The organism is Variovorax pasteuri, assembly GCF_051216435.1.
In the GTDB taxonomy this organism is placed as follows: domain Bacteria; phylum Pseudomonadota; class Gammaproteobacteria; order Burkholderiales; family Burkholderiaceae_C; genus Variovorax.
Genome location: NZ_JBPJZS010000002.1, coordinates 902,143 through 914,833 on the forward strand (window position 1 = coordinate 902,143; position 12,691 = coordinate 914,833).

Annotated in this window: 14 protein-coding genes; 12 read left to right on the plus strand and 2 right to left on the minus strand. The window is 69.5% G+C overall.

All coding sequences use genetic code 11. The features are described 5' to 3' along the window. Nucleotides 1-12 precede the first annotated feature (12 nt). The 8 genes from ACSFBM_RS11375 (at nucleotide 13) to ACSFBM_RS11410 (ending at nucleotide 6,270) form a co-directional block, all read left to right on the plus strand. The gene (locus tag ACSFBM_RS11375) at nucleotides 13-579 is read left to right on the plus strand and encodes a DUF1439 domain-containing protein (protein ID WP_435484429.1); all 567 of its coding nucleotides are present in this window, start codon (nucleotides 13-15) and stop codon (nucleotides 577-579) included. Next, nucleotides 576-1,583 carry a glycerophosphodiester phosphodiesterase gene (locus ACSFBM_RS11380; RefSeq protein WP_435484430.1) on the plus strand — a complete coding sequence of 336 codons (1,008 nt, stop codon included), beginning with the start codon at nucleotides 576-578 and terminating at the stop codon, nucleotides 1,581-1,583. The genes ACSFBM_RS11375 and ACSFBM_RS11380 overlap by 4 nt, the downstream gene beginning before the upstream one ends. Next, nucleotides 1,580-1,858, plus strand: a complete 279-nt coding sequence (locus ACSFBM_RS11385) for a hypothetical protein (protein ID WP_435484431.1) — start codon at nucleotides 1,580-1,582, stop codon at nucleotides 1,856-1,858. Before ACSFBM_RS11380 ends, ACSFBM_RS11385 begins: the two co-directional genes overlap by 4 nt. Before the next feature lie 24 nt (nucleotides 1,859-1,882). Continuing rightward, a complete protein-coding gene (locus ACSFBM_RS11390) occupies nucleotides 1,883-2,314 on the plus strand; it encodes a hypothetical protein (protein ID WP_435484432.1) in 432 nt (143 codons plus the stop codon). A gap of 77 nt (nucleotides 2,315-2,391) precedes the next feature. Continuing rightward, complete coding sequence (locus ACSFBM_RS11395) at nucleotides 2,392-3,894, plus strand: TolC family protein (RefSeq protein ID WP_435484433.1); 1,503 nt, start codon at nucleotides 2,392-2,394, stop codon at nucleotides 3,892-3,894. Between the two features lie 172 nt (nucleotides 3,895-4,066). Beyond that, on the plus strand, nucleotides 4,067-5,461 hold the full coding sequence (locus ACSFBM_RS11400) for a multicopper oxidase family protein (protein WP_435484434.1): 1,395 nt from the start codon (nucleotides 4,067-4,069) through the stop codon (nucleotides 5,459-5,461). Nucleotides 5,462-5,494: 33 nt separating this feature from the next. Next, nucleotides 5,495-5,941 carry a DUF411 domain-containing protein gene (locus tag ACSFBM_RS11405; RefSeq protein ID WP_435484435.1) on the plus strand — a complete coding sequence of 149 codons (447 nt, stop codon included), beginning with the start codon at nucleotides 5,495-5,497 and terminating at the stop codon, nucleotides 5,939-5,941. 32 nt (nucleotides 5,942-5,973) lie between these two features. Further along, nucleotides 5,974-6,270 carry a copper-binding protein gene (locus tag ACSFBM_RS11410; protein WP_435484436.1) on the plus strand — a complete coding sequence of 99 codons (297 nt, stop codon included), beginning with the start codon at nucleotides 5,974-5,976 and terminating at the stop codon, nucleotides 6,268-6,270. Here ACSFBM_RS11410 and ACSFBM_RS11415 read toward each other — a convergent pair. Further along, the gene (locus ACSFBM_RS11415; protein WP_435484437.1) at nucleotides 6,245-7,558 is read right to left on the minus strand and encodes an NAD(P)/FAD-dependent oxidoreductase; all 1,314 of its coding nucleotides are present in this window, start codon (nucleotides 7,556-7,558) and stop codon (nucleotides 6,245-6,247) included. The two genes, ACSFBM_RS11410 and ACSFBM_RS11415, sit on opposite strands and share 26 nt — an antisense overlap. A gap of 40 nt (nucleotides 7,559-7,598) precedes the next feature. Between ACSFBM_RS11415 and ACSFBM_RS11420 the strand changes: the two genes are divergently transcribed. The 4 genes from ACSFBM_RS11420 to ACSFBM_RS11435 are packed head-to-tail and all read left to right on the plus strand — an operon-like array spanning nucleotide 7,599 to nucleotide 10,964. Further along, nucleotides 7,599-8,639 (plus strand): P1 family peptidase, encoded by a 1,041-nt coding sequence (locus ACSFBM_RS11420; RefSeq protein WP_435484438.1) that lies wholly within the window; start codon nucleotides 7,599-7,601, stop codon nucleotides 8,637-8,639. A 17-nt stretch (nucleotides 8,640-8,656) separates the two neighbouring features. Continuing rightward, nucleotides 8,657-10,036: a TAXI family TRAP transporter solute-binding subunit gene (locus ACSFBM_RS11425; protein ID WP_435484439.1), complete on the plus strand. Its 1,380-nt coding sequence runs from the start codon at nucleotides 8,657-8,659 to the stop codon at nucleotides 10,034-10,036. A 51-nt stretch (nucleotides 10,037-10,087) separates the two neighbouring features. Next, entirely contained in the window at nucleotides 10,088-10,585 is a 498-nt protein-coding gene (locus tag ACSFBM_RS11430) for a MerR family transcriptional regulator (RefSeq protein WP_435484440.1), read from the plus strand. Further along, on the plus strand, nucleotides 10,503-10,964 hold the full coding sequence (locus ACSFBM_RS11435; RefSeq protein WP_435484441.1) for a carboxymuconolactone decarboxylase family protein: 462 nt from the start codon (nucleotides 10,503-10,505) through the stop codon (nucleotides 10,962-10,964). Before ACSFBM_RS11430 ends, ACSFBM_RS11435 begins: the two co-directional genes overlap by 83 nt. Before the next feature lie 3 nt (nucleotides 10,965-10,967). Here ACSFBM_RS11435 and ettA read toward each other — a convergent pair whose 3' ends face one another. Further along, complete coding sequence (ettA, locus tag ACSFBM_RS11440; protein WP_435484442.1) at nucleotides 10,968-12,629, minus strand: energy-dependent translational throttle protein EttA; 1,662 nt, start codon at nucleotides 12,627-12,629, stop codon at nucleotides 10,968-10,970. Between the last annotated feature and the right edge of the window lie 62 nt (nucleotides 12,630-12,691).

Consider the following 12,691-nt stretch of genomic DNA (forward strand, 5'->3'; position numbering starts at 1 on the left):
TCCCGGCACCTTTTGCCCCCGTCCTCGCGCCGAACGGTGCTGCGCGCGCTGCTGGGCGCGGCGGCGCTGCAGGCGCCGTTCGCGGCGCTGGCCGGCTTCAACTTCTTCACCAGCGAATACACCGCCACCCGCGACGAACTGCAGGCGCAGATCGCCAAGCGCTTTCCGGTGGCCGAGCGCTATGCCGAGATCTTCATGGTCGGGCTGCGCGAGCCGCAGCTGGGCCTGGACGCTGCCGCCAACCGCGCAACCGTCAGCGCCACGCTGACCATCGCGAGCCCGCTGCTCGCGGCCTCGCCGGTGCAGGGCCTGGTGTCGGTCAGCAGCGCGCTGAAATACGACGCGGCCACCCGCGCGCTGCGCCTGGACCAGCCCAAGGCCGAACGGCTCGAGCTGCAGGGCGTGGAGGGCCGCGACGCCGAGCGGCTGCAGCGCGTGGCCGCGGTGGTGGCGCAGGAGCTGCTGCAGGGCCAGGTGCTGCGCAGCTTCACGGCCGACGAGCTCACGGTCGGACGCAAGACCTACGAGATCGGCGACATCACGGTGCAAGACAACGGGATCAAGGTCCAGCTCAAATGAAACACGCACCCCTGGCCGCCGGCCTTCTCGCTGCCGCCCTGGCCGTTGCCGGCTGCGCGGCCATCGCGCCCACCGCCCGACAGCACTTCGACCTGGAAGCCCACCGCGGCGGCCGCGGGCTGGCGCCGGAGAACACGCTGGCCGCGTTCGACAATGCCATCGACCTGGGCGTGAACACGCTGGAGCTCGACATCGGACTCACGGCCGACGGCGTGGTGGTGATCTCGCACGACACCTCGCTCAACCCCGACCACACGCGCGACGCCAGCGGCGCCTGGCTCGCGCCGAAGAGCGGCGCGGCCATCCGCTCGCTCACGCTGGCGCAGCTGCAGACCTACGACGTGGGCCGCCTGAACCCGTCGAGCAACTACGGCAAGCAGTTCGCGCTGCAGCGCGCGCGCGACGGCGAGCGCATTCCCACGCTGGCCGCGCTGTTCGCGCGGGTGCAGGCGCGCGGCGCGAACGCGGCCACGGTGCACTTCAACATCGAGACCAAGATCGACCCCACCAAGCCCGACGAAACCGCAGCGCCCGAGCCGATGGTGCGCGCGCTGCTCGCCGAGATCGACAAGACCGGGATGGCCGGCCGGGTGACCGTGCAGAGCTTCGACTGGCGCACGCTGGCGCTGGTCGGCCGGCTTGCGCCGCAGCTGCCGCGCGCCTACCTGACGACCGCCCGCACGCTGAAGGACAGCCGATGGACGGCGGGCCTGGACACGGGGAGCTTCGCCTCGGTGCCGCAGATGGTGAAGGCCGCGGCAGGCAATGCGAACGGCCCGCTGACCTGGTCGCCGGCCTACGCCGACCTGACACCCGCCGTCATCAGGCAGGCGCACCAGCTCGGCCTGAAGGTGCTGCCCTGGACGGTGAACGAGCGCGCCGACATGCTGCGGCTGATGGACTGGGGCGCGGACGGCCTCATCACCGACTACCCGGACGTGCTGCGCGACCTGATGCGCGAGCGCGAGCTGTCGCTGCCGCCACCCGGAAAGAACACGCCATGAGCGCCGCGCAGCAACTCGACGCCTTCGCCGCGCGCATCGCGACCTTGCGCAAGGAAGGCGGCGGTTCGGTCACCACCCTGTCGAACGAGGCCCGCGCCAGCGCGGAACTGCTGGCCGCCCTGCCCCCGCGCTACGGCGAGGTGCTGCTGAACCTGCTCGACCGGCTGGAGTCGAGCGCGCTGTTCAGCGAGGAGAGCTGCTCGTTCAGCCAGAAGGACCTGCTCGACAACCTGCAGGTGTGGGTGGACAAGGCCCGCGGCCAGCTGGTGGCTTAGCACCCGCGCTTATCATCCGGCCCCATGCGCACCCTGCTGCTCGCCCTCATGATCGCCCTGCTGCCCATTCGCGGCTGGCTGGGCGACGCGATGGCGATGGAGATGGCGAAGCACTCGCTGCCCGAGGCCGTTTCGGTGGCCGGCGCCGCCACCGAAGCCCATTGCCATGAAGCGATGGAAGCCGGTGACCACAGCGGCATGGCCATGCAGATGAGCGCGGGCACCGACATGCCCGATCCCCTTGCTCACGCCACGCACGACACGCACGACAACGCCGGTGCCGACCACCAGGGCTGCGGCACCTGCACCGCCTGCCAGGTCTGCCACACGGTGGCGCTCGGCGGCATGCCCCTTGTAGACACCGTGCACAGCGCGCCCCAGGCGCCGCCCGCCGCACATGCCAGCCGCTTCGCCAGCGCAGAGCCCGCCCAGGGCCTGAAGCCACCCATTTCCTGATCTCCCTGCCCGTGGTCCGTCCGCAGTGAGCCCGCCCCGGCTCGCGGCGTTGGTCGTATTGCTCATGGAGATCGAGCGTGAACCCCTTCATTGGCTGGCCGTTGGCCGGCATCCGTTGCTATACAAAAAATAGCACTATACGCAAGCCTGGCGAGCGTAAACCCGGTATTTCGTTCCTCAGATCAGCTGCCGCGCTGGCTGCCGCGTCGGTGCTGGCCGGCTGCGCGAGCCTGTCGCCGGACGGCGGCAGCGCCGACGTGCAGGCGCTGGTCGGCGGCAACCCGCTCATGGCGGGCGCCGCGGCCCAGCGCACGCCCGACGCGGCCTCGCAAAAGCGCGTGGACGAACTGCTCGCCACGCCGCTCGACGCCGAGGCCGCCGTGCGCATCGCGCTCGTCCAGAGCCCGCGCGTGCAGGACGCCTTTGCCACACTGCAGCTCAGCGACGCCGACCGCGTGCAGGCCGCGAGCCTGCCGAACCCGGTGTTCGCCTTCAGCCGCCTGACCGAGGGCAGCGAGCGCGAGATCGACCGCTTGCTGAGCTTCAACGTGGTGGGCCTGCTCACGCTGCCGTGGCAGGCGCGCTGGGCCGGCCAGCGGCACGAGTCGGCCAAGCTGCAGGCCGCGCAGAGCGTGCTGCTGCTGGCCGCCGACACGCGCCGCGCCTGGGTGCGCGCCGTGGCCGCGCAGCAGAGCGTGGTGTACCTGCGCGACGCGAAGGAGGCCGCCGAAGCCGGCGCCGAGCTCGCGCACCGCATGGCGCAGGCGGGCAACTGGAGCGCGCTGCAGCGCACGCGCGAACAGCTGCTGCTGGCCGATGCGGCGGCGCAACTGGCGCGCGCGGAACAGGCAGCGCTCGCCTCGCGCGAGCAGCTCACCCGCTTGCTGGGCCTGAGCGGCGAGCGCACTCGCTACGCCCTGCCCGACCGCCTGCCGCCGCTGCCCAAGGCCGCGCCCGAACTCGGCGACGTGCAGGCGCTGGCGCTGCGCGACCGGCTCGACGTGCGATCGGCGCAGGCGCAGAACACGGCCGTGGCCGGCGCGCTGGGCCTCACGCACGCCACGAGCGTCGTCAACGCGATGGAACTCGGCGTGGCGCGCAACAGCAAGTTCGACAACGGGCCCGACCGCTCGCGCCGCACGCAGCGCGGCTTCGAGCTCGATGTGCCGATTCCGCTCTTCGATTGGGGCCAGGCCCGCAACGGCCGCGCCGAGGCGCTGTACCTGCAGTCGGCCGCGCGCGTGCGCAACGTGGGGGTGCTGGCCGCCAGCGAGGCGCGCGAAGCCTGGCAGGGCTGGAACACGGCCTACGCCATCGCCCGGCGCTACCGGGACGAGGTGCTGCCGCTGCGCAAGCAGGTCAACGAGGAGATGGTGCTGCGCTACAACGGCATGCTCGCGAGCGTGTGGGCGCTGCTCGGCGAAACGCGCGCCAGCATGCTCGCGGTGAATGCGGGCATCGAGGCCCAGCGCGATTTCTGGCTGGCCGACACCGACCTGCAACTGGCGCTCACGGGCAGTTCGCCTGGCGGCATGACGGCGCTGCAGACCGCGACATCGGCAGGAGGGCCCGCCGAATGAGCCCCCCACCCCCGCACCCTCACCCGCACCTGCACCCGCGTTCGCTCCCTCCCCTTCCGGGGGAGGGCCGGGGTGGGGGCAAGCAGCCTCCACACCGCCAGCCATGCCCACACATCCAGCGCCGCCGAGCCCCCATCCCGACCTTCCCCCAACAGGGGAAGGCGCAAACACCATGAACCGTCGCAACTTCTTCTCGGGCGCGGCCACCGCCGTCGCCGCAGCCACCGTCAGCCGCGTCTCGATGGCCGCGCTGCCCGAGCCCGTTTCGCAAGGCTCCACCGCCACCGCCCCTCCGCTGGTTCCGCCGAACGGCCGCCCGTACAACCCCGTCGTCACCCTCAACGGCTGGACGCTCCCCTGGCGCATGAATGCAGGCGTCAAGGAATTCCACCTCGTCGCCGAGCCCGTCGTGCGTGAGATGGCCCCGGGCTTCAAGGTCAACATGTGGGGCTACAACGGCCAGTCGCCCGGGCCCACCATCGAGGTGGTCGAGGGCGACCGCGTGCGCATCTACGTCACCAACCGCCTGCCCGAGCACACCACCGTGCACTGGCACGGCCAGCGCCTGCCCAATGGCATGGACGGCGTGGGCGGCATCACGCAGCCGCACATTCCGCCGGGCAAGACCTTCGTCTACGAATTCACCGCGCGGCGGCCCGGCACCTTCATGTACCACCCGCACGCCGACGAGATGGTGCAGATGGCCATGGGGATGATGGGCTTCTGGGTCACGCATCCGAAGGAGAAGCATCCGCTGATCGACACCGTCCAGCGCGACTTCTGCTTCCTGCTCGGCAGCTTCGACGTGGAGCCCGGCAGCGCCACCCCCAAGGTCAACACCATGACCGACTTCAACATCTGGAGCTTCAACAGCCGCGTGTTCCCGGCCATCGACACGCTCAACGTGCGCCGCGGCGACCGCGTGCGCATTCGCGTGGGCAACCTCACCATGACCAACCACCCGATCCACATTCATGGCCACGAGTTCGAGGTGACCGGCACCGACGGCGGCCCCGTGCCGCGCACCGCGCGCTGGCCCGAGGTGTCGGTGGACGTGGCGGTGGGCCAGATGCGGCAGATGGAATTCATCGCCGACGAGGAGGGCGACTGGTCGCTGCACTGCCACAAGGCGCACCACACGATGGGCCCGATGGGCCACGAGGTGCCGACCATGATCGGCGTGGACCACAAGGGCGTGGCCGAGAAGATCAGGAAGCTCGTGCCCGACTACATGGTGATGGGCGACAAGGGCATGGCCGACATGGGCGGCATGGAGATGCCCATTCCCGACAACACGCTGCCCATGATGACCGGCAGCGGCCCCTTCGGCCCGGCCGAGATGGGCGGCATGTTCACGCTGCTGAAGGTGCGGCGCGACCAGAAGCCCGGCGACTACCGCGACCCCGGGTGGTTCAGGCACCCAGCGGGCACGGTGGCGCGCGAAGTGCCGAACTCGGACATCGCGAACGCGCCGCCCGCGGCGCGCAACACGCCCCCCGCCACCCAGGGCAACAGCCCCGACGCGACCGTGCGCAAGCCTTCGGGCCACGGTGCGCACAACCACTGACGCTCAACAACCCCGACCCCGAGAAAGATCGACATGCACCGAAGAACCCTGCTGGCGCTGGCCGCCACCCTGCCCATCGCCCCGCTCGCCCAGGCCGCCGCGCCGATGGTGGAAATCTGGAAAGACCCGAACTGCGGCTGCTGCCAGGACTGGGTGAAGCACCTCGGCAAGAACGGCTTCGCCACCCGTGTGCACGACGAGGGCAACGCCGCCGCGCGCACACGGCTGGGCATGCCGGCCAGGCTGGGCTCGTGCCACACCGGGCAGGTGGGCGGCTATGCCATCGAAGGCCACGTGCCGGCGCGCGAGGTGCAGCGCCTGCTGAAGGAAAAGCCCAAGGCGGTGGGCCTCGCCGTGCCCGGCATGCCGGTCGGCTCGCCCGGCATGGACGGCCCGGCCTACGGCGACCAGCGCGATCCCTACGACGTGCTGCTGGTGCTGGCCGACGGCAGCACGCGTGTCTATCAGAGCTATCGCTGAATCAACCGACTACCAAGGAAAGCAAACCCATCATGAAGAAACTGTTCACCGCACTCTGCGCCGCCCTGCTCGCCGCAGCGGCCTTCGCGCAGGCTGCATTGCCGTCCGTCGAAGGCGAAGTCCGCAAGGTCGACACCGACGCAAAGAAGATCACGCTGAGGCACGGCGACATTCCCAACCTCGAGATGACCGGCATGACGATGGTCTTTCGCGTGAGCGACCCTGCCCTGCTCACCAAGGTGAAGCCCGGCGACAAGGTGCGCTTCACGGCCGACAAGGTCGACGGGGCGCTCACCGTGCTGACTATCGAGCCGGCGCCCGCCAGCTGAACCGCCCCGGATCGAACGGCGCCAGCGACGTCTCGGGTTCGGCGCCTGCCAGCAGTTGCGCCGCCAGTCGCCCGGTGCGCGCCGACCCGCACAGGCCCACGTGGCCATGGCCGAAGGCCAGCACGATGTCCGCGCTCGCGGCGGACTGCCCGATGCAGGGCAGGCCGTCGGGCATGCTGGGGCGGCGGCCGATCCAGTGCTTGAAAGCCTTGGCGCCGCCGGTCTCTGCCAGCGCCGGATACATCGATTGCAGATGGCGATGCAGGATCTCGGCGCGGCGCCAGTCGGGCTGCGCATCCAGTCCGCCAATCTCGACCTGGCCCGCCGCGCGCAGGCCGCCGTCCATCCAATGCGCAATGAGCTTGCCGTCGGCCACCATCACCGGCGTGCGCGGGCCCACGGTCGCGCCTTCGACGACCACATGGTAGCCGCGCTCGGTGTCCAGCGGCACCGCCGAACCCGCGGCCGCGGCCAGCGGACCCGAATAGGCGCCGGCGCAGATGGCGGCGGCATCGCACGCGATCTCGCCATAGTTCGTGCGCACCGCGCGCAACCGCCCGCCCTCGATGCGAAAGCCCTGGGCACGCCCGAAGATCCGTTCGGCCCCTGCTGCGACCGCATGCTGCGCCAGCGCGGCGACATAGGCGCCCGGATCGCGGCAATGGCCGGCCTCGGGCACGAAGATGCCCAGCGTATAGCGCGCATCGAGGTCGGGCTCGCGGCGGCGCAACTCGTCGACCTGCCACTCGTCCCATCGCACGCCCACGCGTTCACGCACACGCCAGCCCAGCGCGTCGTCTTCGAACTCGGCGCGCGAGCGGTAGGCATGCAGCAGCCCGCGCTGCTCGATGAGCTGCGGCACGCCCGCCTCGGCCGCGAGCCGCGCGTGCAGCGCGGGCGCGTCCGCCAGCAGGGTGCGCAGCGCGTCGGCGGTGCGCTGCACGCGCGCTTCGGTCCGGCCCGACGCCAGATAGCGCAAGAGCCAAGGCAGCGCGCGCGGCAGGTAGCGCCAGCGCACCGCAAGCGGCCCCAGCGGATCGGCCAGCCAGCCCGGCACCTTGCGCCAGGCCCCGGGGAGCGCGGGCGGCACCACCGAGTGCGACGAAAGCCAGCCGGCGTTGCCGTAGCTGGTCGCCTGCGGTCCACCGGGCGCCTCGGGCTCGAGAAGGGTCACGCGCAGGCCCGCGCGCAAGGCCTCGACGGCGGTGGCGCAGCCCACCGCGCCCGCGCCGATCACCACGACATGACGGCGGCCGCCGTCGGGGGAGAAACTTCTTGCAACTGTCATGGTGCTGATCGTAGAGGGTGCGGTCCCATAATCGGCCGCCATGTCAGCCCCCTCTTCCACCTCTTCCACCCCTTCCCATCCCGCCGGTTCCATCACCGACGTCGCCGGCATCGAAGTCGGCCATTTTTCCGACACCCGCCGCCCCACCGGCTGCACCGTGATCATGGCGCGCGACGGCGCCGTGGGCGGGGTGGACGTGCGCGGCGCGGCCCCCGGCACGCGCGAGACCGACCTGCTCGCGCCCGGCAACCTGGTGCAGCAGGTGCATGCGGTGATGCTCGCGGGCGGCAGCGCCTGGGGCCTGGCCTCGGCCGAGGGCGCGATGCGCTGGATGGAAGAACGCGGCATCGGCATGGACGTGCGCTTCGGCACGCTGCCCATCGTGCCCGCCGCCGTGCTGTTCGACCTGCCGATGGGCGACGCGCGCATCCGCCCCGATGCCGCCGCCGGCTACGCCGCCTGCGAGGCCGCAAGCACAGCACCGCCCGCCGAAGGCAATGTGGGCGCGGGCTCCGGCGCGCTGGTGGGCAAGCTGTTCGGCGTGCACCGCGCAATGAAGGGCGGCATCGGCACCGCGTCGGTCACGGTCGGCGGCGTCACGGTGGGCGCGCTGATCGCGGTGAATCCGCTGGGCGACGTGATCGACCACAACACCAGCCAGCCCGTGGCCGGCGCGCGCACCGAAGACGGCAAGTCGCTGCTCGACACCCGCCGCGCCCTGCTGCGCGGCGAGCTCCCCAAGCCGCTGCTGGCGGGCACCAACACCACCATCGGCGTGATCGCCACCGACGCGGTGCTGACCAAGGTGCAGGCCAACCGGCTGGCCATGGTGGCGCACGACGGGCTGGCGCGCGCCATCAACCCGGTGCACACCATGAGCGACGGCGACACCCTGTTCGCGCTGGCCACCGGCCGCGTGCCGCTCGAAGGCAACGCCCCCGGCATGACGGTGCTCAGCACCATGGCGGCCGAGGCCGTGGCCATCGCCACGCTGCGCGCGGTGCTCGCCGCACGCACGGTGACGGTGGGCGAGCTGCACATTCCCTGCGCAGCGGACATCGCAGCAGCAACGCGCAGCTGAATACGGAAAAGACCACCATGGCGTTCCCCAGGACCTTGAAGCTCATCCTGCTGTCGATCCGCGACCTGATCGCCTCGGCGGGGCCGATCGTGTTCATCGTGATCGGCCTCTTGGTCGCCGCCTACTGGTGGCTGCAACCGCAACCGCCCAAGCACGTCACGCTCGCCACCGGCCCCACGGGCAGCGCCTACGCGCAGTTCGGCAAGCACTATGCGGAAGCCCTCAAGCGCGCTGGCATCGAGGTGGAACTCAAGCCCACGTCGGGCTCGACCGAAAACCTGCAGCTGCTGCGCACCGGCGGTGCCGACGTGGGCTTCGTGCGCGGCGGCAGCGCCGACCCGGTGGCCGACGAGGAAGCCGGGCTCACTTCGCTCGGCAGCCTGTTCTACGAGCCGATCTGGCTGTTCTACCGCGCCGACGCGGCGCAGAAGATCGACCGCAAGACCGGCACGCTGACATCGCTCACGCAACTGCGCGGCCTGCGCGTGAACGTCGACCTGCCAGGCAGCGGGCTGCCGGACATCATGGAGCGCATGCTCAAGGCCAACAAGCTCGGCCCCGACGACCTGCTGCTGTCGAACCTCGAGCAGGCCGCGGCCGCCGAGGCGCTGCAGGCCGGGCTGCTCGACGCCATCGTGCTGTCTTCCGCGCCGCAGTCGCCGCAGGTGCAGCGCCTGCTGCGCTCGGACGACATCAAGCTGATGGACTTCGGACAGGCCGACGCCTATTCGCGCCGCTTCCCGTTCCTGTCGGCCGTGACGCTGCCGCGCGGCGTGGTCGACCTGTCGAAAGACCTGCCGCCGCACGACGTGTCGTTGCTCGCGGCCACCACCTCCTTGCTGTCGCGCGACGAAACGCACCCTGCCCTGCGGCAGCTGTTCGCGCAGTCCGCGCAGACGCTGCACAGCGGCGCCGGCTGGTTCAACCGGGCGCGCGACTTTCCCAACACACGCACCAGCGAACTGCCGGTGAGCCCCGAGGGCGACCGCGCCATCAACGGCACGCCGCCGGCCTGGCAGCGCTACCTGCCGTTCTGGGCCAGCAACCTGGTCGAGCGCATGTGGCTGGTGCTCGGCGGCCTGCTGGTGCTGATGCTGCCGCTGAGCCGCGTGGTGCCCCCGCTCTACCAGTTCCGCGTGCGCCGGCGCGTGTTCCGCTGGTATGCGCGGCTGCGCGACATCGAGGCGAAGGTCGACGCAAGGACCGAGGTGAAAGAGGGCGAGCAGAAAGCCCTGCTCGACGACCTCGACCAGCTCGACCGCACCGTCAACAAGGTGGCGGTGCCGCTGTCGTATGCGGACGAGCTCTATGCGTTGCGCAACAACATCTATGCGGTGCGCAAGCGGGTGCTGGCGCGTGGAGTGCCGGATGCCGAAACGGTCACCGCGCCCAAATAGTTCGACAAGACGCTTGACTTGGAGCGCGCTCTAATTTCGAGAATCAACGCCATGGAAACCAGCCTGACCATTGCGGAAGTCGCAGAGCGAACCGGCCTCACGGCCTACACGCTGCGCTACTACGAACGCATCGGGCTGATTGCCGCGGTGCCGCGTGCACCGGGCGGTCAGCGGCGCTATGCGAGCGCCGACATGGACTGGCTGGCTTTCCTGTTGCGCCTGCGCGAGACCGGCATGCCCATCCAGGGCATGCAGGCCTTCGCCAGGCTTCGAAGCCAAGGGGACGCCAGCGTCGGCGAACGGCGCGAGATGCTCGAACAGCACCTTGCCGAAGTTCAGGCCAAGGTGGCGGCGCTGCAGCAATCCATGCAGGCGCTGTCGCTGAAGATCGACCACTACCGCGCGGTCGAGAAGACGAAGAAGCGTCCTCCTTCATCGGGCACTGCCCCGGAAGGAAAGACGAGCAATGACGAACACACAGAACCAGGGCCACAACGACAACCTGCGCTACGCGCGTGGCCTGGCCAAGCTCCACGAGATCGACGGTGAAGGCGGCGTCAAGGTGGTCGAGAGCCTGGCCGGCATCGCGCCGGACTTCGCCCGCCTGCTGATCGAGTTTCCGTTCGGCGACATCTACTCGCGCCCCGGCCTCGACCTGCGCTCCCGCGAGATCGCGACGGTGGCCGCGCTCACCGCCATGGGCAATGCCGCGCCGCAGCTGAAGGTGCACATCCAGGGCGCGCTGAACGTCGGCGTGACGCGCGAGGAAGTGGTCGAGGTCATCATGCAGATGGCGGTGTATGCGGGCTTTCCGGCGGCACTGAACGGTCTCTTCGCCGCACGCGAGGTGTTTGCGGCGGACGATGAAAAAAGCGCGCAGTCCCTTGCGGAACCGCGCGCTCTTGCTGAAGCGGCCGAAGCCGCCTGAGGCTTACTTCAGGGCCTTGTAGCGCATGCGCTTGGGCTTGGCGCCTTCTTCGCCCAGGCGCTTCTTCTTGTCGGCTTCGTACTCCTGGTAGTTGCCGTCGAAGAAGGTCCACTGGCTGTCGCCTTCGGCGGCCAGGATGTGCGTGGCGATGCGGTCGAGGAACCAGCGGTCATGGCTGATCACCATGACCGTGCCGGCGAACTCGAGCAGCGCGTCTTCGAGCGCGCGCAGGGTTTCCACGTCCAGGTCGTTCGACGGTTCGTCCAGCAGCAGCACGTTGCCGCCCGCGATCAGCGTCTTGGCCAGGTGCAGGCGGCCGCGTTCACCGCCCGACAGCGTGCCGACCTTCTTCTGCTGGTCCGCGCCGTTGAAGTTGAAGCGGCCCGCATACGCGCGGCTGGCCATCTGGAACTTGCCGACGTTGATGATGTCCAGGCCGTTCGAGATGTCTTCCCACACGGTCTTCTGGTTGGCCAGCTCGTCGCGATGCTGGTCGACGAAAGCCATCTTCACGGTCTGGCCGATGACGACCTCGCCCGAATCCGGCTTTTCCTTGCCCGCGAGCAGCTTGAACAGCGTCGACTTGCCGGCGCCGTTCGGGCCGATGATGCCGACGATGGCGCCCGGCGGCACGGTGAAGCTCAGGTTGTCGATCAGCATGCGGTCGCCGAAGGACTTGCTGACGCCATGGAACTCGAACACCTGCTGACCCAGCCGCTCGGCTACAGGAATGAAGATTTCCTGCGTTTCGTTGCGCTTCTGGTATTCCATGTCGCTCAGCTCTTCGAAGCGGGCCAAGCGGGATTTGCTCTTGGCCTGGCGTGCCTTCGGGTTCTGGCGCGACCACTCCAGTTCCTTCTTCAGCGCCTTGGCGTGGGCTTCTTCGCTCTTTTGCTCCTGCGCCAGGCGTTCGCCCTTCTGCTCGAGCCAGGTGCTGTAGTTGCCCTTCCAGGGAATGCCGCGACCGCGGTCCATTTCCAGGATCCACTCGGCCGCGTTGTCGAGGAAGTAGCGATCGTGGGTGATGGCCACCACGGTGCCCGTGAAGCGCTGCAGGAACACTTCGAGCCACTCCACCGATTCGGCGTCCAAGTGGTTGGTCGGCTCGTCCAGCAGCAGCATGTCGGGCTTGGACAGCAAGAGGCGGCACAGCGCCACGCGCCGCTTTTCGCCGCCCGACAGCAGGCCGATCTTGGCGTCCCACGGCGGAAGGCGCAGCGCGTCGGCGGCGATTTCCAGCTGATGCTCGGAATCGGTGCCGGCGGTGGCGATGACGGCTTCGAGCTGGGCCTGCTCGGCCGCCAGCGCGTCGAAGTCGGCGTCTTCGGCACCGTAGGCGATGTACACCTCTTCGAGGCGCGCCTTGGCCGCGAACACCGCGCCCATGGACTCCTCGACCGATTCGCGCACCGTGTGCTCGGTGTTGAGCTTGGGTTCCTGCTCCAGATAGCCGATCGTCATTCCCGGCATGGGCAGCGCCTCGCCCTCGAACTCCTTGTCCACACCCGCCATGATCTTGAGCAGCGTGGACTTGCCCGAGCCGTTCAGGCCGAGCACGCCGATCTTGGCGCCGGGGAAGAAAGAGAGCGAAATGTCTTTCAAGAGCTGCCGCTTGGGCGGCACCGTCTTGCTGACACGGTTCATCGAATAGACGTATTGAGCCATCTGTGAATAGTTACCTTGGGTACAAAGATTCGGGGAAAACGCGCGCGCCGGCGAAAAGGATT

What these genes read in the sequence shown, in the direction of transcription:
- ACSFBM_RS11380 (WP_435484430.1), top strand. Translation starts at nt 576, where the DNA reads ATGAAACACGCACCCCTGGCCGCCGGCCTTCTCGCTGCCGCCCTGGCC.
- ACSFBM_RS11385 (WP_435484431.1), top strand. Translation starts at nt 1,580, where the DNA reads ATGAGCGCCGCGCAGCAACTCGACGCCTTCGCCGCGCGCATCGCGACC.
- ACSFBM_RS11390 (WP_435484432.1), top strand. Translation starts at nt 1,883, where the DNA reads ATGCGCACCCTGCTGCTCGCCCTCATGATCGCCCTGCTGCCCATTCGC.
- ACSFBM_RS11400 (WP_435484434.1), top strand. Translation starts at nt 4,067, where the DNA reads ATGAACCGTCGCAACTTCTTCTCGGGCGCGGCCACCGCCGTCGCCGCA.
- ACSFBM_RS11405 (WP_435484435.1), top strand. Translation starts at nt 5,495, where the DNA reads ATGCACCGAAGAACCCTGCTGGCGCTGGCCGCCACCCTGCCCATCGCC.
- ACSFBM_RS11410 (WP_435484436.1), top strand. Translation starts at nt 5,974, where the DNA reads ATGAAGAAACTGTTCACCGCACTCTGCGCCGCCCTGCTCGCCGCAGCG.
- ACSFBM_RS11415 (WP_435484437.1), bottom strand. Translation starts at nt 7,558, where the DNA reads ATGACAGTTGCAAGAAGTTTCTCCCCCGACGGCGGCCGCCGTCATGTC.
- ACSFBM_RS11420 (WP_435484438.1), top strand. Translation starts at nt 7,599, where the DNA reads ATGTCAGCCCCCTCTTCCACCTCTTCCACCCCTTCCCATCCCGCCGGT.
- ACSFBM_RS11425 (WP_435484439.1), top strand. Translation starts at nt 8,657, where the DNA reads ATGGCGTTCCCCAGGACCTTGAAGCTCATCCTGCTGTCGATCCGCGAC.
- ACSFBM_RS11430 (WP_435484440.1), top strand. Translation starts at nt 10,088, where the DNA reads ATGGAAACCAGCCTGACCATTGCGGAAGTCGCAGAGCGAACCGGCCTC.
- ACSFBM_RS11435 (WP_435484441.1), top strand. Translation starts at nt 10,503, where the DNA reads ATGACGAACACACAGAACCAGGGCCACAACGACAACCTGCGCTACGCG.
- ettA (WP_435484442.1), bottom strand. Translation starts at nt 12,629, where the DNA reads ATGGCTCAATACGTCTATTCGATGAACCGTGTCAGCAAGACGGTGCCG.